We start from the raw sequence: 19524 nt of genomic DNA, 5'->3' as shown, positions 1-19524 counted from the left end.
ATCAGGCTTCATCGCCAGGGCAAAGCATGCTAACACTGAATCTTTTAGACTGCCTAAACAGGACTTCATTAGTCACATAAGGCGTAATTGCCAGGGTTAAAGATCGACGCCGTGCGCATAGTGGCCTAGACTATATTGCATTGCAGCATCATTGCTTTCGGGTCTGATGCCTGTGCATCAACCCAACGGGAGACCCTATGAACTTTCTTGCTAACCCACTCGCCAAGACTATGTTTCCTGCTAACGCTTTCACTAGCGCATGGTTGAAGCAACAAAATGATTCCACAGCCATACCTGGAAGTGAGGCGATCGCTTCATTATTCGATCCTTTCGGGTTTGGGCGTGCAGCCTTTGGTTACTGGCGCGATAGCATGGAGCGCAGCGTTCTCTATCTGGACGTTATGCGCGAACGCGGTAATCAGTACCTCGAGCATATGGAGCAAACCAAGCCCAATGTGTTGGGGTTCGATACCGAAGTGCTGATGGATGGTCGGACGCTGCCGCGGCCAACCAACTACGAACTGTTGCGTGTGTTGCCCCACGAAGGGACAGAAATTGATCTGCAAAAGCGCCCGTTTGTAGTGGTTGACCCACGTGCGGGGCATGGGCCAGGGATTGGAGGGTTTAAGCCGGACAGTGAGTTGGGCGTGGCGCTTAAAGCGGGGCACCCCTGCTACTTTATTGGTTTTTTGCCGTTTCCTGAGCCAGGCCAAACCGTTGAGGATGTGGTCGAGTCGGAGATCGCTTTTTTGCGCCATGTGATTGAGCTGCATCCCGAAACGACTGAAAAACCGATGGTGGTGGGCAATTGCCAGGCGGGCTGGCAGATCATGATGGCGGCTGCCTTGGAGCCTGACGTTTTTGGCCCTATCCTGATTGCTGGCGCGCCACTCTCCTACTGGGCGGGTGAACACGGCAAAGCCCCCATGCGCTATACCGGCGGGATGGCGGGAGGTAGCTGGATTACGGCACTCACCAGTGATATTGGCGACGGCCTGTTTGACGGGGCGTGGCTGGTGCAGAACTTCGAGCGCCTCAACCCGGCTAATACCTACTGGAAAAAGCAGTATCACCTTTACGACAATATCGATACCGAAGCGGGCCGATACCTCGATTTTGAGCGTTGGTGGGGTGGTCACGTCGTATTAGGCGGTGAAGAGATTCAGTATATCGTCGATAATCTGTTTGTCGGTAATCGGCTCTCTACCGCGCAGCTGGTCACCCATGATGGCCGCCGAATCGACCTGCGTAATGTGCGTTCGCCGGTGGTTGTGTTCTGTTCGCGTGGGGATGACATTACTCCGCCGCCTCAAGCATTGGGGTGGATTCGTGATTTATATGCAAACACCGATGACATCATTGCCAATGAGCAAACCATCGTCTATTGCCAGCATGATACGACCGGCCATCTAGGTATATTTGTTTCGGGCAGCGTATCGCGCAAAGAGCATACCGAATTCACCGCCAATATGGATTACATCGACGTACTGCCGCCTGGGCTGTACGAAACCTCCATATCTCCGGCAGAGAAGGGTGAAGACGCTGAGCTGTTCGAGCGGGATTATCTGCTCGAATTTATGCCGCGTAACTTTGAAGAGTTAGATCAGGCAGTAATGCACAAGCCAGAGGATGATCGTCGTTTTGCCACCGTGGCACGGATCTCAGAAATCAATTTGGGGATGTATCGGCTCTTTCTGCAGCCGTGGCTAAAAGCCATCATGACACCGGAAGCTGCCCGCTTGATTCGTCGTATGCACCCTATCCGTTTGGGCTACAAGCTGCTTTCTGATCGTAATCCACTTTCGGTGCCGCTACCGGTAATGGCGGAAGCAGTGCGCAAAAATCGTCACCCAGTATCAAAAGATAATCTGTTCAAAACGCTTGAAACTATGGGGTCTGATCAACTGGTCGCCAGCCTCAATGCGATGCGCGATTTGCGGGATAGCAGCACCGAAAAAATGTTTATGGATATCTACGGCCAGCCGCTATTGCAGGCTGCTGTCGGTCTGTATGGCGATGCCCATGTACACCGCCGCCGTCCAGGGGCAGAGCCCGAGCACCGTCGCTTTATTGAGCAGCGTCAGGAAGAGCTGCGAGAGAAAATTGCTAAGGGCAGTGCCCATGAAGCGGTTATGCGCTCGCTTATCTATGTGCTCGGTGGCGCCCCAGCTACAGATGAGCGTAACTTTAAGCGGCTACGCGCCTCCCGTGCGGAGCTTGAGCCTGGTATCGAACTGAGTGATTTTAAAAACTTGGTGCGCGAGCAGTTCTTTATCTTGAAGCTGGATCGTGAGCAGGCGTTGAATTCGCTGCCTACTTTGCTAGCAGGTAGCAGCAACGATGATGTCGATGGCTATATTAGCCACCTTGAGCATGTGTTTGCCGCCAGCGGCGATCTTTCAGAGCATGCTGCTGAGCGCTTTGCTCAAATTAAAGTGTTGTTTGATAAGGCAAGACCCCGCAAATCGGTAGCGAATAAGCCGGCTGCGAGCAAGCCGACGGCCAGCAAAGCGGCTGCGACAACTAAGCCTGCCGCTAAGCCCAAAGCTGCTACTGCTAAGCTGGCCGAAACGCAAACGACTTCGTCTGCGCCAGTGGCCAAGGAGCAGCCCGTGGTGAATGAGGAGTCTGTGGTTAAGGAGTCATCGTCTAAATCTGCTGCGACTAGCGAGTCGGCCAGTGAGCCGGCGGCTAAACCCACCAGCACTACCAGACGTAAAAAGACGCCGCCTAAACGCTAAATCAGTACATTAGCTCATTGCGCCCCCGCCTATTTGGTGGGGGCGCTTTGTTTGCCTGATTACCTTTTGGGTTGCTGTAATGTCGGTGGCAGTCTAGTGTCTAGCTACTATTTGTCTGAAATATAACCCTGGTTGTCTAAAGTCTATGGATTCTCCCTACGGCTTGGTTGCCACTGGCGCTTAGCTAAGGGCTGGGGTAGGGTAGGCGCATTTTTTCATCCGTATCTTTTTTAACGGGCAGTTTCAGCCCGTCGATACGGCACCGAATTCAGAGCACGCGCTAGACAGTCCGTGCATTAGGAAAGTGGAGCACTATGGGCAAGTCACTGGTCATCGTCGAGTCGCCAGCGAAAGCGAAGACGATTAACAAATATCTCGGCAACGATTTCATCGTGAAGTCGAGCGTGGGCCACATTCGTGACCTGCCGACCAGCGGCTCAGGTAAGGCAGCCTCCGACCCCAAGGAGCGCGCGCGCCAGGCCGCAGCGACACGCAAGATGTCGGCGGAAGAGAAAGAAGAATATAAAAAACGTAAAAGCCAAGATCAGCTGATTCGGCGGATGGGGATTGACCCCAACAACGGCTGGGAAGCCCGCTATGAGGTGCTGCCTGGAAAAGAGAAAGTCGTTGCCGAGCTAAAGAAGCTGGCTGAGAAGGCTGACGCTGTCTACCTCGCAACGGATTTGGATCGCGAAGGGGAAGCCATTGCTTGGCACCTGCGCGAGACCATCGGTGGCGATGACAGCCGTTACAAACGCGTGGTGTTCAACGAAATCACCAAAAACGCGATTCAAGACGCTTTCAAGGCGCCTGGCGCGCTCAATATCCCCCGGGTAGAGGCGCAGCAGGCAAGGCGTTTCCTGGATCGCGTTGTGGGCTTTATGCTTTCGCCTCTACTGTGGGCGAAAGTAGCGCGCGGGCTGTCGGCTGGCCGCGTACAGTCAGTCGCGGTACGTCTAATTGTTGAGCGCGAGCGCGAAATCCGTGCCTTTATTCCTGAAGAGTTTTGGGATGTGCACGCGGATTTGGCCTCTCCTGAGGGTGAACTGGTGCGTTTTGCCCTGGTTCGTCAGGATGGCAAGGCCTTTAAGCCTACCTCCGAAAAAGACACCCTTGCGCGTATTGAGCAGCTTAGAAAAGCCAAGCTGGCGATTACCTCACGGGAAGACAAACCCACCAGTTCAAAGCCCACGGCACCCTTTATTACCTCTACGCTGCAGCAAGCGGCGAGTGGCCGGTTAGGTTTTTCTGTGAAGAAAACCATGACCATGGCTCAGCGCCTCTATGAGGCGGGTTACATCACCTATATGCGTACCGACTCCACCAACTTATCGAAAGATGCGGTTGAGGGTGTGCGTAGCTATATCGGTGAAGAGTTCGGCGAACGCTACCTGCCCGAAGCACCTAATCGTTATAGCAGCAAAGAGAGTGCTCAAGAGGCCCATGAGGCGATTCGCCCTTCCAGTGTCGAGCGTAAGGCTTCCGATCTGGCCGGAATGGAGCGGGATGCCGAGCGTCTCTACGAGCTGATCTGGCGTCAATTTGTGGCCTGCCAAATGACCCCTGCAGAGTACCTTTCAAGCACGCTGAGTGTTGAAGTCGATGGCTACGAGCTACGTGCCAAAGGACGTGTACTGAAGTTTGATGGTTATACCCGGGTGATGAAGCCTAGTGGTAAAAATGAAGATCAGAGCTTACCGGACTTGCCAAAAGGTACGCCTATGGCACTGGAAGCGCTCGATCCTCAGCAGCACTTTACCAAGCCAGCACCACGCTACACCGAAGCAAGCCTGGTCAAAGAGCTTGAAAAGCAGGGCATTGGCCGACCGTCAACCTACGCTTCAATCATCTCAACGATCCAGGATCGCGGCTATGTGAAGCTGGAAAACCGTCGTTTCTATGCCGAAAAGCTGGGCGATATCGTCACCGAGCGGTTGAAAGAGTCCTTCCCTGATTTGATGGACTTCTCGTTCACTGCCCGCATGGAAGATAGTCTGGATGAGGTCGCCGAAGGCGAACGCAACTGGCAGGCGCTGCTGGATGCCTTCTACGAAGAATTCCGTGAAGAGCTGGCCAAGGCTGAGAGCGAAGATGGCATGCGCCCCAATCAGCCGGTGCCAACGGATATCGACTGCCCAAGCTGTGGTCGTCATATGCAAATTCGTACCGCTTCCACCGGGGTTTTCCTGGGTTGTAGTGGCTACAATTTGCCGCCCAAAGAGCGTTGTAAAACCACCATTGACCTGATTCCTGGTGAAGAGGCGGTGGCCGAAGACGCGGGAGAAGAGGCCGAAACCAATGCGCTGCGTGCCAAGCGTCGCTGCCCCAAGTGTGGCACGGCGATGGACAACTACCTAATCGATGAAACGCGTAAGCTGCACATCTGTGGTAACAGCCCCGATTGTGACGGCTACGAAGTTGAAAGCGGCAAATTCAAGATCAAAGGCTACGACGGCCCGATCATCGAGTGCGATAAGTGCGGCTCTGAGATGCAGTTGAAGTCAGGCCGCTTTGGCAAGTATTTTGGCTGTACCAATAGCGAATGTAAAAACACCCGTAAGCTATTGAAAAGCGGCGAAGTGGCGCCGCCAAAAATGGACCCGATCCCGATGCCGGAACTGGCTTGCCAAAAAGTTGACGACCATTACGTGCTGCGTGATGGCGCAAGCGGGCTGTTTTTGGCTGCCAGCAAGTTCCCTAAAAATCGTGAAACACGGCCGCCGCTGGTGAAAGAGCTGAAAGCGCACGCCGATGAGCTGCCCGAAAAGTATCACTTCATTCTTAAAGCGCCGAGTGAAGATCCGGATGGTCGCCCGGCGCAAATCCGCTACTCGCGGAAGAGCAAAGAGCAGTACGTGATGACCGACGAGGAGGGCAAGGCCACAGGCTGGAAAGCCATGTTTGATGCCGGTAAATGGCACGTGGAGGACAAACGCAAGTGAATGCACGGTCACGAACCAACCAGCTGCTCTATCAGGCGGAGCTATTAGTCACCTTGCCCGCGGGAAGTGATGAGCATGCTTCTGCGCGGCAGATGGCGTTGGAAGAGAGTGCGCTGGCGCTTTTTGAGCTGGCGCTTGAGTCGTTACTGCGCGAAGTTACTGAACACGCTCGGCTGTCGGAGCATCGCTGGACTGTATTGCTGGCCCAGGATGGCCCTGCCTTGGCCGAGCTGCAACGTCTGCGCGACTTGAAAGCCCAGCCGGAAAGCTGGCTGAACTGGTTGGAGGGGCAACTTGAGCGCCTACATAGTGACGAAGGTGCTGCGCGGCGCGAAACTCACAACCCCGCTATGATTGCCGTGGGTAATCAGGCCGGTTTGCGCCAGCAGTTACTGGATAATCTTCAGGCGGCCAAGCGTGAAATAGGCGCGCTGCGCGAAACTAGCCTGGAGTGGTAGTGTTTATTGTTATGCATCGCTCAAGTCGTTAAGAAAGGAGATCATGATGCGCTATAACCAGGTGAAAGATTTAATCGAATGGGCGGCGGGTTTTCATGCCCGGATGGCGCGACAGTATAGCGAAGCCGCTGAGGATGCTGAGAATCAGCGCTTAGAGATGGCGTTTAATTACTTGGCCAGCCGTGAGCTAAAAATGAAAACGGGGCTTGAAGATCTCTTCCACGATGGCTCTGACCATTCAGAAGTGCTGGAGTTATGGTTCGATGATTCCAGCGATTTCCCCCAGCCGCCTGAGTTGGATCGCTTGTCGGAACAAACCATCACCGGCTCGATAGAGGATGCGATGAGAACTGCCACATCGTCGCATCAGCGCCTTCAAGCGCTCTACGAGCATCGCGCGGCACGAGCGAAAATTGAGCCTGAAGAGGAGTTTTTCAATGCCCTGGCTCAAGGACATAATTCCGAGATACGCAATATAATGGCGAGTATGGAAGAGTTTCAGGGCGTTTGATGGGGTCTCTACTAGTGGATTATCGGTTACTGCTCTTCGGGGCGTCAGTCGTGTACATGACGAAATTGCTAACGGCGAATGTGGGAATAGGGTATAACAGCCACCAGACGCGCAGAGTCGGTCAATCGCGGGCTAACTTGTTTCGAGAGCTGTCATGTTTTTAGTTAATCGCCGTCGATTTTTAGCCATGGTGTTGAGCTTGCCAGCCGTGGCCAGTGCTGCTGTTACTGCGCCCAGTCAGGATACCGCCACTGATCTCGTAGAAACGATACTGAGTCGCGCTCATGTGCCGCGTCATAGCAACGAACTGTGGGTGCTGGTGGACGATAAAGAGGCCACCCTTAGCGTGTTTCGGGGTAACGCGCTGCTGGAGCGGTTTGCGCCTATATCACTTGGCCGTGCTGGGGCTAAAACCCAACGGGTTCGCGGCGATAATGTGACTCCCATGGGGGAGTTTCATGTCAACCGTTTTAATTACGAAAGCCAGTGGCGTACCTTCATAGGCATTGATTACCCAACCCCAGCGCACGCTAGAATGGCGCTGGAAAAAGGGATTTATACCCAAGCTGATTATGATGACTACTTCGACTACTATCGACGTTATGGTCACCCCCCGCAAAATACCGCACTGGGTGGGGCGATTGGAATTCATGGCCTGGGTAGCGCAGACCCCGATATTCATGGGCGCTATCACTGGACCCAGGGGTGTGTTGCCGTTACCAACGATCAAATCGATCGCCTGGCAGCGCTAGTGGGTGTTGGCACTCGGGTAGTGATCCGTTAAGCTAACGCCGTTGATGGAAGTTCGAGGTTTTAAACAAGTGGCTATAGACAACCGCTGTGGTCTATTATAAAACAGCGTTTGACTTGCGTGCTTTGCAGCACAAGTCACTGAAAAGAACCTGCACCGCAGGTAGACAAATTTAAGCTAAGAACTTATTCTAATTTAAGTGACTAGCCTTACCTTTGTCATACCCTTAACGTAGTACCCAAGGACGACTCAAGGAGAACATTATGACTCTGAAAACTACTCTGAAGATGACTGCTGCTGCCGCTTCTCTGGCAATTCTTGCTGGTTGTGCTTCTACCAGCGCGCTGGAAGAAGTTCGCATGACTGCAGAATCTGCACAGGCTGACGCTGCAGAAGCACGCAGCATGGCTTCACAAGCTATGAACACTGCAAACCAAGCCCAGCGCGACGCGCAGGCTGCTCTGCAGATGTCTGAGCAGAACCGTGAAGAAATGAACCGTATGTTCCAGCGTTCCATGCAGAAGTAATTCTGCTTGGGCTGCTGAGGGAGTCGTCTGACTCTCTCAGCAGCTGCTGGAAGAAAGCTGTAGTTAGTTAATATGCCGTAGTAAGGCGCTGTACGTTAAAGCGTCAGACCAGTAGGTTTTGATACTAGCTACGCAAAAACCCCGCCTTGGCGGGGTTTTTTGTTGCTAGGTGTTCGGTTAAGCGTCTTTATCGTCGTCAGTGGCGGCGCTGAGCTTAAGCTCGTCAATCAGCTCAACAGGCTCTGGTTCTGGCTCGGGAGCCTGAGGGCCATATAGCGCGATAAATTGGCCGTCAGGAGCTTCTACGGCGCGCTGAATCTGATCCGCGTCTATTTCAACGTCACTGCCAGTTAGCTCAGTGACGCGTTCAAGGGCATTAAGCAGTGGCTCAAAGCCTTCCGCGTTCTCTTCCAGCTGTGGGAAAGATTGCACAAACAGCGTGCCATCGGCTGCAAAGCCCGCTTTGAACGGTGCATCCATCAGGTTGACCTGAGTACCGCTAGGCAAACGCTCGTAGAGCGATTTGATATCTTCCGGGTACATGCGGATACAGCCACGGCTAACGCGCATACCGACGCCATCAGGGCGGTTGGTACCGTGAATGAGATAGCTCGGCATGGCCAGCAGAATTGCGTGCTCGCCCAAGGGGTTGTTAGGGCCGGGCGGTACCACGGAAGGCGCTGGTTCGCCGCGTTCGGCTGCTTCGCGACGCATAGATGCCGGTGGAGCCCAGGCGGGGTCTTTAACCTTAACCGTGGTGCGGGTGATGCCTACGGGGGTAGCGAACTCTTCACGCCCCACGCTAACCGGGTAGGTTTCGACGATGCCGGGTTTGTCGGCAGGGTAGTAGTAGAGACGTAGCTCAGAAAGGTTAATGACAACGCCTTCCCGCGGCGCAGGCGGAAGAATGTATTGGGCGGGGATCACCACTTCGGTACCTACGCCAGGTACCCAGAGGCTGACACCCGGGTTGGCCATGCGAATCTCTTCATAGCCAATGTTGTGGCGTCGGGCGATATCGATCAGCGTCTGCTTGGGGTCTTCGACAACGACGGTGTAGCGCTCGCCAATGACATCGCCTTCTTCGGGTAGGCGGAAGTGACCACGGGGTAGCTCATCCTGATCAGCAACCTGAGCGGCGCTATCGACGGCGTCTATGCTGATTTCCTGTGCTTGCGCCTTTGGCGATTCTTCTGAGCTTTCTTGAGTCTGCTGCTCTTGCGCCTGTGTTGGGCTGTCGGCTTGCTCGTTAGCTGGTTGCGCAAAAGCGGGGCTCACCAGGCTAGCGGCGAGTAGCACGGCCAAGCTGGTAGGGCCCCAAAGGGTAAAGGTATTGCGAATGTTCATGATCGTTCCTAATGTGTTAATTCACTGCTGATGCGCGTTGCTGGGCCACTGGGATCAATAAACGGCTGTTGATCAACTGGGCCATGGCTACTGGCAAGTTTGCCCCAAGCTTCACGCCGCCGCTACTTTTTGGTTAAGGGTGCTAAGTAGGTTTTCAAGTTGCTGGAAGCGCTTGTCGACACTTTCCATTGGTAATTCAAACCGTAAGGTGTCAGAGCCATCTAAACGATAGTGCTTTGGTGACGTCTGAATGAGGGTCACCAGGGTTAAGGGATCCACCTGGGTGCTGCTATCAAACAATACTCTACCGCGGCTCTCGCCAGCCTCGATTTTGCTGATTCCCAGTTGCTCGGCACGGTGGCGCAGCTTGGTCTGGCGAATCAGGTTTTTCACCGGGTTGGGCAGCAAGCCAAAGCGGTCGATCAGCTCAACCTGTAACTCTTTAAGTTCGCTATCGCTCTGGGTGTTGGCAATCCGCTTGTACATCACCAGGCGCTGCTGAACATCGTGAATATAATCACTTGGAATCAGCGCAGGCAGGTTGAGGTTGATTTCCACGCCGGTATTGAAGGGGGCATCGATATTGGGCGTTTTACCCGCGCGAATGGCCTTCACCGCTCGATCCAGCATCTCCATATAGAGGGTGTAGCCGATGGTTTCCATCTGGCCGCTCTGTTCATCCCCCAGCAGTTCACCCGCGCCACGGATTTCCATATCGTGGCTGGCCAGGGTAAAGCCAGCGCCTAGATCATCCGAAGCGCTAATTGCTTCCAGACGCTTGATAGCATCACGGGTCATCGCTTTGGGCGGTGGCGTTAATAGGTAGGCGTACGCCTGATGGTGACTACGGCCGACCCGGCCCCGCAGCTGGTGCAGCTGGGCCAAGCCAAATTTATCAGCACGTTCGATAATAATGGTGTTGGCGCTGGGTACATCAATGCCGGTTTCAATGATGGTCGAACACACCAGCACGTTAAAGCGTCGGTGGTAGAAGTCCGACATAATGCGTTCCAGGCTGCGCTCGGGAAGCTGGCCGTGGGCAACCGCTACCCGCGCTTCGGGGATTAGTTCACGAATCTGTTCGGCACTGTTTTCAATGGTTTTGACTTCGTTATGCAGTACATAGACCTGCCCACCACGCAGTATTTCACGTAGCAGGGCTTCCTTGATGATACTGGTGTCGTGCTGCTGAACAAAGGTTTTAACCGACAGACGACGGGCGGGCGGCGTAGCGATAATCGACAGATCACGGATGCCGCTCATGGCCATATTGAGCGTGCGCGGAATAGGGGTCGCGGTCAGCGTCAAAATATCGACTTCGGCACGCAGCGTTTTGAGCTTCTCTTTTTGCGCCACCCCGAAGCGGTGCTCCTCATCGATGATCAGCAGGCCCATTTTGGGCAGCTCAACGCTTTTGGCGAGCAGTTTATGGGTGCCGATGACGATATCCGTTTGGCCGCTTTTAATGCTCTCTAGTGTCTGGGTGACCTCTTTGCCGCTGGTAAAGCGCGAGATCAGGCCAATATTGACGGCGGTGTCAGCAAAGCGGTCACGGAAGTTCTCGAAGTGCTGGCGCGCCAACAACGTAGTGGGCACCAATACCACCACTTGGCGGCCAGACTGTACGGCCAAAAATGCCGCGCGCATGGCCACTTCGGTTTTGCCGAAGCCGACATCGCCGCACACCACGCGATCCATGGGCTGCGGGGAGGTCATATCGCTGATGACCGCTTCAATCGCCGCGTGCTGGTCAGCGGTCTCTTCAAATGGGAAGTTACCCGCAAAACGCAGATACTCCTCGCCTGGCGCCTCATAGACCACCCCTTGCTGGGCTTCCCGGCGGGCGTAGACATCCAGCAGCTCTGCGGCGGTATCGCGAATTTTTTCGGCGGCTTTGCGGCGGGCTTTTTCCCACTGGTCCGAACCGAGCTTATGCAGCGGGGCCAGTTCGTCACCGGCCCCGCTGTAACGGGAGATCATATGCAGGCTGTCGACAGGCACATAAAGCTTGGCACCATCGGCGTAGGAGAGCGCCAGGAACTCATTTGCCTGGCCACCGGCCTCTAAGGTTTCCAGCCCTAAATAGCGGCCCACGCCGTGGGCCTGGTGAACCACTGGCGCACCTTCGCGCAGCTCCGACAAGTGGCGTACTGCAAGCTCATTGTCATCCGTGGCTTTTTCGCGCCGACGGCTCTGACGTACCACGTCACCAAACAGCTCGGTTTCACTAATTACCGCAATACTTGGATTATTTAGCCATAAGCCGCTGTCGACCAAACCTTCCGTAATTGCATAGGTATGATCGCTAGCGAGAAAGTCGTGGAAGCTATCGGTATGCGGAAGCGAGAGCTGAAGTGGCGACAGGATCTCTTCCAGGGCTTCCCGGCGACCCCGCGACTCCGCCACAAACAGCACCCGGGTTTGGGCATGGGAGTGCAAAAATGCTGACAGCTCCGCCAATGGCTGCTTGGCGCGGGCATTAATAGAGAGTGTGGGAAGCGGTGCGGCTTCAGGCTGTTGCGCATGGCGCTGCTCGCTATCCTCGGTTAACTCTATTCGCGGGCAGGCTTTGATTGCCGAGAATACATCGTTGACCGGGAAAAACGCTCGGTGCGGTGGCAGCAGCGGGCGGGTTGGGTCAACGCCCAAGTTTACGTAGCGAGCGTCGATCGACTGCCAGTGCTGCTCGGCGGCAGCAAAAACTCCCGGCAGCAGTGCGACTCGTGTATCGTCGGTCAGGTGGTCAAACAGCGATGCGGTGTGTTCAAAAAACAGTGGTAAATAGTGCTCAAGCCCCGGTGAAGGAATGCCTTTCAACGCATCGTTATAAAGAGGGCATTGCCGCGGATCAACGTCGAACAGGGTTTCAAACTGCTCACGAAAACAGGCAATCGCGCTGCGGCTTAGCGAGTACTCGTGGGCGGGTAGCAATTCTAGCGATTCAAGCTTATCAGTCGAGCGCTGGCTGCCAGGGTCGAAGTGGCGCAGCGAATCGATCTCGTCATCGAACAGATCAATACGGATCGGCTCATCCATACCCATCGCAAACAGGTCAATCAGCGCGCCGCGCATGGCGTATTCGCCGGGCTCATAGACCGTTTCGACAGCGCGATAGCCCGCTCGGGAGAGCGATTCCCGAAACGCTTCGCGATTCAAGCGCTCGCCAGTTTTGAGTGTCATGACCCGCCCGGCAATGTACTCAACCGGGGGCAAGCGCTGCATCAACGTGTTGATCGGCACCAGCACAATGCCGCGCACGCCATCTTGCAGTTGGCGCAGGGTACGCAGTCTCGCCGAGACAATATCCTGATGGGGTGAAAAGCTGTCGTAGGGCAGCGTTTCCCAGTCGGGGAAGGGCAGTACCGGTACGTCGCTATAAAAATAGAGATCTTGTTCAAGACGCTGCGCGCTGGCCGTATTGGGAGTGATCACCAATAGCGGAGCTTTCGCAGCAACGCGGGAGAGTGCCAGCGCAGTCGCGCTACCCGGCGGCGATGTCCAGTAGAGCGTATCGCGAGTCCCTTGGGGCTGGGGCGGTTCGAGCAGAGAGAATGTCGGCATAAGCAAGATATCGTTTTGCGCTGAAACGGAAGGGAGATCATACACGATCACCCGTTTCAGTTAGAGTGCCGCGGCTTAAGGTAGCGGGTTAATCTGTACTGAAAGAGGTTTTGTAGTGAGATTGGCATTTCTGTAATACCCCTACATGTTGTGCGACTATCCAGTCATTGCGACCGCTGCGCTTGCCCCGGATAATACACTCTCCGTTCCCACTACCTGATGAGGCCGCACGTGAGTCAGCAAGCGCTCGAAAACGTTTTTCAAGAATGGCAAGGCAACGAAGCCTTGGCGGAGCAGATGATCCCGTTAGTAGGGCAGCTCTATCGTCAGAATAACGTCGTTGCCACCATGTTCGGGCGTTCACTTATTAAACGGTCGGTCATCCGCATTCTTAAAGACCACCGCTTCGTGCGTAAAATAGAAGGGACTGAGCTCTCCGTTGAGGATACCTACTCTATCGTGAAGGGGATGGTCGCTTTGAACCTTGGCCCCGCCCATGTGGATGTAGGTAAGCTGGCGGTGATGTTCAAGAACCGAGGCGGTGGCGATGTCGAAGCCTTCCTGCGTAAAGAGCTGCAAGAGGTTATTGATGGCTACCAGCCGGGGGCTAGCACCGGTGAGCCGCAAGACGTGGTGCTCTACGGTTTTGGTCGTATTGGTCGTTTACTGGCACGAGTGATGATAGAGAAGGCCGGGGGCGGTAATCTGCTGCGTTTGCGCGCTATTGTGGTGCGTGGCCGTGGCGATGTGGCTAAAGACCTTGAGAAGCGCGCCAGCCTGCTGCGTCGTGACTCAGTACATGGGCCTTTTGACGGCACCATCATGGTCGATGCAGAGGCCCGCACGCTGACGGTCAACGGCAATGTTATTCAGGTTATTTACGCCGATTCGCCCAGTGAGATTGACTACACCGAGTATGATATCGATAACGCGGTGATTGTTGATAATACCGGTATCTGGCGCGATGAAGAGGGCTTGGGCCAGCATCTGCAGTGTAAAGGTGCTGCCAAAGCGCTGCTAACGGCACCGGGTAAAGGCGATATTAAAAACATCGTTTACGGTATTAACCACGAATCCATTGGCGACAGCGATCTCATCGTCTCTGCTGCCTCTTGCACTACCAATGCGATCGTTCCGGTATTGAAGGTACTCAACGACGAGTACGGTGTGGTGAATGGGCATGTGGAAACCGTGCATGCCTATACCAACGACCAGAACTTGATCGACAACTACCATAAAGGTGACCGTCGTGGCCGTAGTGCGGCGCTGAATATGGTATTGACCGAGACAGGAGCAGCCAAGGCCGTATCGAAAGCGCTACCTGAGCTAGAGGGAAAGCTGACCGGCAACGCCATTCGTGTGCCAATCCCTAATGTCTCTATGGCCATTCTCAATCTGACCCTGGATAAAGCGACAGATGCTGTAGCGCTAAATGACTACTTGCGCCGTATGTCGATCGAGTCTGCCTACCAGAAGCAAATTGACTTTGTCGATTCAGCAGAAGTGGTGTCGTCAGACTTTGTGGGCAATCGTCATGCCGGTATCGTGGATGCTAAAGCTACCATCGCCAACGGCCATCATGCGGTCATTTATGTGTGGTATGACAATGAGTTCGGTTATAGCTGCCAGGTTGTACGTATTTTGCAGCAAATGTCTAACGTACGGTTTTTAAAACTTCCTCGCTAGTTAAACTTAGCAAAGCCCGCATGCCGGGTGTTAGAGCTAAGAGAATGCGTTGACGCCACCTTCGGGTGGCGTTTTTTTGGTCTCAATCTCATCTTTTGCCAATGTATATAGCACTTTTGGTGGTCATCAGGGATGTGGTCATTGGACGCGCTTATCTTTATAATACGATGGATTTTTCGGGGTGGTTCAAGTGCTGCTTGGGCCGGACTGGTAACAATCTGAGCAGAAAATAACAATTCGCTGAGCAGAAAATAAGCATTCGAACCCCATACCTTCGTATATCCGATCCAACAACTGGGCGAGACTATGATCGAAGTCAAAAAAGGCCTGGATCTCCCCATCACGGGAGCGCCCGAGCAGCGTATTGAAGATGCGCGGCCTGTGCGCCACGTGGCAATCCTGGGTACCGACTACGTTGGCATGAAGCCGACGATGGAAGTCCAGGAAGGGGATAAGGTCAAACTGGGCCAATTGCTCTTCACCGATAAGAAAATTGATGGTGTGCGCTATACAGCGCCCGCTGCCGGTGAAGTGCTTGCAATAAACCGTGGCGAAAAACGTCGTTTACTGTCTGTCGTAATTAAAGTAGACGAAACTGAGGAAGCGGTCGAATTCGCTGCTCATGATCGTAATGCCTTAGCGCAGCTTGAACGTCAGGTCGTTGTCGACCAACTGGTAGAATCGGGACTCTGGACAGCATTGCGCACTCGTCCTTTCTCGCGCACCCCGGCCATTGATAGCACCCCGGCCGATATTTTTGTAACCGCCGTGGATACCCATCCACTTAGCCCTGACCCTGCGTTGATCATTAACGAGCAGTCGCAGGCATTCGAGGATGGCCTCAAGGTGTTAGCGCGCCTGACCGAGGGCAACGTCTTCTTATGTACGGGCGAAAATGCCTCAGTCCCGGGTGGCGATGTTGACGGCGTAAAAACCGAAAGCTTTGCCGGCCCTCATCCTGCGGGACTTGTCGGCACGCATATTCACTACCTTTCTCCAGTCGCACTGCACAAAAAAGTGTGGCATATCGGCTACCAGGACGTTATTGCGTTCGGTAAGTTGTTTGTAGAAGGGAAGCTGGATATGAACCGTGTGGTTGCCATTGGTGGCCCGCGTGCTGAAAATCCGCGTCTGATTCGTACCCGTGTCGGCGCTAGTACAGATGAACTCCTGACCAACGAAGTCATCAAACCCGAGGACACTCGCGTAATTTCTGGTTCGGTATTCTCTGGCTTTGCCGCTGAAGGTAAGTTGACCTACCTTGGCCGCTTCAGCAATCAAGTGAGTTTGCTGGAAGAGGGCAACAAGCGCACGTTTATGGGTTGGTTGTCTCCTGGTGCTAATCGTCACTCGGTCTTGGGTATTTATATCTCCAAGATTAAGGGGCTCAGCAACTATGCTCCGACGACCTCTACCAATGGTTCCGAGCGTGCTATGGTGCCGGTAGGTGCCTATGAGCAGGTGATGCCGCTAGATATCATGCCGACTCAGCTATTGCGTTCGTTGATCGTGGGCGACATTGAGGTTGCCATGCAGCTTGGGTGTTTGGAGCTGGACGAAGAGGATCTGGCGCTGTGCACGTATGTTTGCCCTGGCAAATACGAATATGGCCCCATCCTGCGTGATAATCTCACCATGATCGAGAAAGAGGCCTGATAATGGGTATTCAACAGACACTCCAAAATATCGAGCCGCATTTCCACAAAGGCGGAAAGTACGAAAAGTTCTATCCGCTGTTTGAAGCGGTAGATACTATTTTTTACACGCCACCGAGCGTGGCTAAAACCACCGCGCATGTGCGTGACGGTATCGATCTTAAACGCATCATGATTACCGTGTGGATGTGTACTTTTCCGGCGATGTTTTTCGGCATGTGGAGCGCTGGTTGGCAGGCCAACACGGCAATTGATGCGGGCTATGCCTCTATGGGAGGCTGGCGCGAAGCGATTATGATGACGCTGTCGTCCGGTCATGATGCGAATAGCCTGTGGGCTAACTTTGTCCTTGGCGCTACCTACTTCCTACCTATCTACCTGGTCACCTTTGTGGTCGGTGGTTTCTGGGAGGTGCTGTTCGCTATCAAGCGCGGTCACGAAGTCAACGAAGGCTTCTTCGTCACTTCCGTACTCTTCGCGCTGGTACTGCCCGCCACCATTCCCCTTTGGCAGGTTGCCTTGGGTATCACCTTTGGTGTGGTGATCGGTAAAGAGATCTTCGGCGGCACGGGTAAAAACTTCTTGAACCCCGCGCTGACCGGTCGTGCATTCCTTTACTTTGCCTATCCCGCGCAAATCTCTGGTGACTCTGTATGGGTTGCCGCTGATGGCTATACTGGTGCGACTGCACTCTCGCTAGCGTTCCAGGACGGTATGTCTGCGTTGACCGACACCTTTAGCTGGTGGGATGCCTTCATCGGTTTTATCCCTGGCTCGATCGGGGAGGTCTCGACACTAGCCATCTTTATCGGCGGCGCTGTGTTGCTGTGGACGGGAATTGCCTCTTGGCGAATCATGCTGGGGGTACTCCTGGGCATGGTGGTGACCAGTACGCTGTTTAATCTAATCGGCTCTGATACCAACCCAATGTTTGCCATGCCGTGGTACTGGCATCTGGTGATCGGCGGTTTCGCTTTCGGTATGGTCTTCATGGCAACCGATCCGGTGTCGGCGTCGATGACCAATCAAGGCCGTCTGCTGTTTGGTGCGCTGATTGGTGTGATGACTGTTTTGATTCGCGTTGTGAACCCGGCTTTCCCGGAAGGCATCATGCTGGCGATTCTGTTCGCTAACCTGTTTGCACCGCTGATTGACCATTTCTTCGTCCAGGCCAACATCAAGCGTCGCGTGAAGCGAACCGCCGTACCGGCCGAGGAGACTGCCTAATGGCACAAGGTAACAACTCCATCAAGAAAGTCCTGATTGTGGCGTTTGCACTGTGTATCGTGTGCTCCGTCATTGTCTCGACCGCGGCGGTCGCCTTGCGACCCATGCAGCAGCTTAACCAGGAACTCGACCGTAAAACCAACATCTTGAACGTTGCCAAGCTTTATGAGCCGGGTATGGACGTTGAAGAGGTGTTTAGCGATGAGATCATCGCACGGGTCGTTGACCTGGATACGGGTGAGTACTCCGATGAGTTCGATCCCGATACCTACGATAGTTTTGAGGCTGCCCGTGACCCGGCCTCGGGTCGCACGCTTTCTGGCGATCAAGACATCGCGGGCCTTTCACGGGTTGAAAACTACGCGACTGTTTATCTGGTCGGCAGTGAAGACGATCCGGAACAGATCGTGTTGCCGATTCGTGGTCAGGGGCTTTGGGGCTTGATGCGTGGCTTCCTGGCCGTAGAGGGTGATGGCAATACTATTGTCAGTATCACCTACTACGAGCACAGTGAAACGCCAGGTTTGGGCGCAGAAGTTAACAACCCGCGCTGGCAAGCCCAGTGGGAAGGCAAGAAAATTTACGATGAAGAGGGCGACCTCTCACCGGAGATTCACCTGACCAAAGGCGGCGCCAGTGACGAATACGAAGTCGATGCGCTATCTGGCGCTACGCTGACCAGTAACGGCGTGACTAATATGCTGCAGTTCTGGTTGAGCGAAGAAGCTTTCGGTCCCTATTTGGCTAAATTCCGCAGTGGCACTGAGCCGGAAGACGCCGAAGAGACCGATACCAACTTCGAAGACGTTGAGGGGGCCTGATCATGGCGGACGTAAATGCAAAAGGCGTTTTAACAGCGCCGATTTTCCAGAACAACCCTATTGCGCTGCAAATTCTGGGGATCTGTTCGGCACTTGCGGTAACCACCAGTATGAGCGTATCGCTCGTTATGGCGCTGGCGGTTATTTTCGTAACGGCATTCTCAAATTTGTTCGTATCGTTGATCAGGAATCATATTCCCTCTTCGATCCGTATCATCGTGCAGATGACCATTATTGCCTCGCTGGTTATCGTGGTTGATCAGATTCTCAAGGCGTATGCCTATGAGATGTCTAAGCAGCTCTCAGTATTTGTGGGTTTGATCATTACTAACTGTATCGTCATGGGCCGCGCTGAAGGCTTTGCGATGTCCAATACGCCGGGCATGTCGTTTTTAGACGGTATTGGTAACGGCCTAGGCTATGGCTTTGTACTCATGGTGGTGGGTTTCTTCCGTGAGCTGCTGGGTTCGGGCAGCGTATTTGGCATTACCATCCTCCAGACCGTGCAAAATGGTGGCTGGTACGTGCCTAACGGCTTGCTATTACTACCGCCTTCAGCGTTCTTTATTATCGGTCTACTGATCTGGGTAATGCGTTCCGTTAACCCTGAGCAAGTAGAAGATAATGAGTTCAAAATGAAGGAAAACACCAAGCCCAAGGAGGCCGTGTAACATGGAACATTATCTGAGTCTTTTTGTTGCCTCGGTGTTTGTTGAAAACATGGCACTGGCCTTCTTCCTGGGGATGTGTACTTTCTTGGCGGTGTCCAAAAAGGTCTCCTCAGCGATTGGCTTGGGCATTGCGGTGATTGTGGTATTGACCGTCACCGTGCCGGTTAACAACCTTGTCTATACCTTCTTGCTACAGGAAGGTGCGCTGACCTGGACCGGTATTAGCGGTGCTGAAAACATCGACCTCTCCTTCCTTGGGTTGCTCTCCTACATCGGTGTCATTGCGGCGCTGGTACAGATCATGGAAATGTTCCTTGATAAGTACGTACCGTCGCTCTACAACGCGCTAGGGGTCTTCCTGCCGCTGATTACCGTTAACTGCGCCATCCTGGGTGGCGTACTGTTCATGGTGGAGCGTAGCTATAACTTTGGCGAAGCCGTGGTCTATGGCTTTGGCGCGGGCACCGGTTGGGCATTGGCCATTGCCGCCCTGGCGGGTATTCGTGAAAAGCTGAAGTACAGCGATGTGCCGGGTGGCCTTCAAGGGCTGGGCATTACTTTCATCACCGTGGGGCTGATGTCGTTGGGCTTTATGTCCTTCTCGGGCATTCAGCTTTAATCGGAGC

The 19524-nt window shown here is 54.0% G+C and carries 14 protein-coding genes; 12 read left to right on the top strand and 2 right to left on the bottom strand.

All coding sequences use genetic code 11. From position 1 onward, the window contains the following. The first annotated feature begins 197 nt into the window (after positions 1-197). The 6 genes from YERSI8AC_RS13515 to YERSI8AC_RS13490 all read left to right on the top strand — a co-directional run bounded on the left by YERSI8AC_RS13515 (position 198) and on the right by YERSI8AC_RS13490 (position 7930). Positions 198-2741 (top strand): DUF3141 domain-containing protein, encoded by a 2544-nt coding sequence (locus YERSI8AC_RS13515; protein ID WP_022523165.1) that lies wholly within the window; start codon positions 198-200, stop codon positions 2739-2741. 314 nt (positions 2742-3055) lie between these two features. Further along, entirely contained in the window at positions 3056-5683 is a 2628-nt protein-coding gene (topA, locus tag YERSI8AC_RS13510) for a type I DNA topoisomerase (protein WP_022523166.1), read from the top strand. After that, complete coding sequence (locus tag YERSI8AC_RS13505; protein ID WP_022523167.1) at positions 5680-6141, top strand: DUF6586 family protein; 462 nt, start codon at positions 5680-5682, stop codon at positions 6139-6141. Before topA ends, YERSI8AC_RS13505 begins: the two co-directional genes overlap by 4 nt. A 46-nt stretch (positions 6142-6187) precedes the next feature. Next, positions 6188-6652, top strand: a complete 465-nt coding sequence (locus YERSI8AC_RS13500; protein WP_022523168.1) for a hypothetical protein — start codon at positions 6188-6190, stop codon at positions 6650-6652. A 154-nt stretch (positions 6653-6806) separates the two neighbouring features. Next, positions 6807-7436 (top strand): L,D-transpeptidase family protein, encoded by a 630-nt coding sequence (locus tag YERSI8AC_RS13495; RefSeq protein WP_022523169.1) that lies wholly within the window; start codon positions 6807-6809, stop codon positions 7434-7436. 230 nt (positions 7437-7666) lie between these two features. Further along, entirely contained in the window at positions 7667-7930 is a 264-nt protein-coding gene (locus YERSI8AC_RS13490; RefSeq protein ID WP_022523170.1) for an Lpp/OprI family alanine-zipper lipoprotein, read from the top strand. A gap of 177 nt (positions 7931-8107) precedes the next feature. Here the strand turns inward: YERSI8AC_RS13490 and YERSI8AC_RS13485 are convergent, their stop codons facing one another. Together YERSI8AC_RS13485 and mfd are read right to left on the bottom strand one after the other, a co-directional pair. Further along, on the bottom strand, positions 8108-9277 hold the full coding sequence (locus YERSI8AC_RS13485; RefSeq protein WP_022523171.1) for a L,D-transpeptidase family protein: 1170 nt from the start codon (positions 9275-9277) through the stop codon (positions 8108-8110). 111 nt (positions 9278-9388) lie between these two features. Next, a complete protein-coding gene (mfd, locus tag YERSI8AC_RS13480; RefSeq protein WP_022523172.1) occupies positions 9389-12838 on the bottom strand; it encodes a transcription-repair coupling factor in 3450 nt (1149 codons plus the stop codon). Positions 12839-13069: 231 nt separating this feature from the next. On the opposite strand from mfd, the gene YERSI8AC_RS13475 reads away from it, so the two are divergent. From YERSI8AC_RS13475 to nqrE, 6 genes are all read left to right on the top strand, one after another. Then, a complete protein-coding gene (locus YERSI8AC_RS13475) occupies positions 13070-14524 on the top strand; it encodes a glyceraldehyde-3-phosphate dehydrogenase (protein WP_022523173.1) in 1455 nt (484 codons plus the stop codon). Positions 14525-14830: 306 nt separating this feature from the next. Beyond that, entirely contained in the window at positions 14831-16180 is a 1350-nt protein-coding gene (locus tag YERSI8AC_RS13470) for a Na(+)-translocating NADH-quinone reductase subunit A (protein WP_022523174.1), read from the top strand. 2 nt (positions 16181-16182) lie between these two features. Then, positions 16183-17406, top strand: coding sequence for an NADH:ubiquinone reductase (Na(+)-transporting) subunit B (locus tag YERSI8AC_RS13465; RefSeq protein ID WP_022523175.1), 1224 nt, complete (start codon positions 16183-16185; stop codon positions 17404-17406). After that, entirely contained in the window at positions 17406-18227 is an 822-nt protein-coding gene (locus YERSI8AC_RS13460; protein ID WP_009286986.1) for a Na(+)-translocating NADH-quinone reductase subunit C, read from the top strand. Before YERSI8AC_RS13465 ends, YERSI8AC_RS13460 begins: the two co-directional genes overlap by 1 nt. Before the next feature lie 2 nt (positions 18228-18229). Then, positions 18230-18898: an NADH:ubiquinone reductase (Na(+)-transporting) subunit D gene (locus tag YERSI8AC_RS13455; protein ID WP_009286985.1), complete on the top strand. Its 669-nt coding sequence runs from the start codon at positions 18230-18232 to the stop codon at positions 18896-18898. A 1-nt stretch (position 18899) separates the two neighbouring features. Continuing rightward, on the top strand, positions 18900-19517 hold the full coding sequence (nqrE, locus tag YERSI8AC_RS13450) for an NADH:ubiquinone reductase (Na(+)-transporting) subunit E (protein ID WP_009286984.1): 618 nt from the start codon (positions 18900-18902) through the stop codon (positions 19515-19517). Positions 19518-19524: the final 7 nt, after the last annotated feature.

It is taken from the genome of Halomonas sp. 113 (assembly GCF_904067645.1).
In the GTDB taxonomy this organism is placed as follows: Bacteria; Pseudomonadota; Gammaproteobacteria; order Pseudomonadales; family Halomonadaceae; genus Vreelandella; species Vreelandella titanicae.
Note: the sequence above shows the minus strand (reverse complement) of the source record. Positions and strands in the feature narration are given on the sequence as shown.